Source organism: Neptuniibacter sp., from assembly GCF_024231755.1.
Classification (GTDB): Bacteria; Pseudomonadota; Gammaproteobacteria; order Pseudomonadales; family Balneatricaceae; genus Neptuniibacter.
This window is the reverse complement of record NZ_JAAEQH010000336.1, coordinates 1-1,261: the sequence shown is the minus strand read 5'-3', so window position 1 is coordinate 1,261 and position 1,261 is coordinate 1. Positions and strand designations below refer to the sequence as shown.

General features: G+C 40.2%; 1 protein-coding gene. It reads right to left on the bottom strand.

Annotated features, from left to right (window positions below; translation table 11 throughout):
* Positions 1 to 1,261: hypothetical protein (locus tag GY843_RS19460; protein ID WP_297312173.1), on the bottom strand; the 1,261-nt coding region annotated here is incomplete at both ends.

Here is a 1,261-nt window from a genome sequence, read left to right as displayed (position 1 = left end):
TGTACTCCAACTATATGTATCTCCATTGAAGATATCTGCATCATCAACAGTGTAAGCTACACCAATACATGCATTCGCTGCCTCTCCTGCATCGGCAGTTGGTGCAGGAGTAATTGTTAGAATCATTGTATCAGACACAATACAACCTCCAGTTCCTGTAACATCTATAATTAATTTAACACTACCATTTGTAGCATCACTAACACTTGGACTATACGTTGGATTTTGTTCAGTTTCATCACCAAATGAACCATTTTGACCATTATGAGTCCAACTAATTACCGCACCAGTTGTTGCTTTTGCATAAGATAATGTATAATTATCCCCTTCGCAAATTGTATCATCAGCACCTGCATAGGCAGTAGGTAGCTGAATGAATGTTATATCAAGAGAATCAGTTGCAACGGAACAAGCATCATTGCCAGTTATCTCCAATTCAAGCGTTACTCCGGTTGTGTAGTCAGCACTCACAGGGTAGTAGACATTATTATTGCTAATTGAACCACCTCCAACCAATGTTGACCATGAACGGCTAACATCATTTGTAATTGTTGCGGTTAAAGGCACCGTAGTACCGTCAGCACAAACAGTCACGTCCGGTCCTACATCAACCGTGGGGGCTCCGGCAACTGGGAATGTAATATTGTCCGTAGCTGGGCTACATGACGAAATTGCGTCAGCTGTTGTAAGAGTAAGAATAACTGATCCATTTGCTACATCAGTTGCACTTGGCGTATATGTTGGCCTATGTGTTGTTGGATCAGTTAAAATTCCATCTCCATTACTAGTCCATAAAAATGAATTGGCATTAGTTGTAAATGAAATAAGAGATGCCAGATAATAAGTTTTTCCCTCGCACAAAGTAGGGATGATGGGAGGTCTTGTAATAGAAATAACCGGTTCGTCGATAAAGGTGATAATAATATCATCATCATCAGAGCGAGTTCCAGAACAAGAAGCATCAGAAACCGTTAGCCGTAAAGTAGCAAAGCCGTTAGCAATGGCTGCAGTACTTGGAGTATAAATGGCTTCATTTAACTTCGTAGGATTTGTAAAGTCGTCAGAACCTTCATTTACAACCGTCCATGATACATTATCTCCAACTGATGCACTTGCATCAGTTGTTTTATAGAAACCAGTTTTACAAATAGTGTCTAGTGAAGGGCCTGCATCAGCTGTGGGGATTTGATCAATAATTAATGTGATTTCATCAAATACTGTATCTGAACATGGCGAAATACTGGGAGCTGCTAATGTCAGG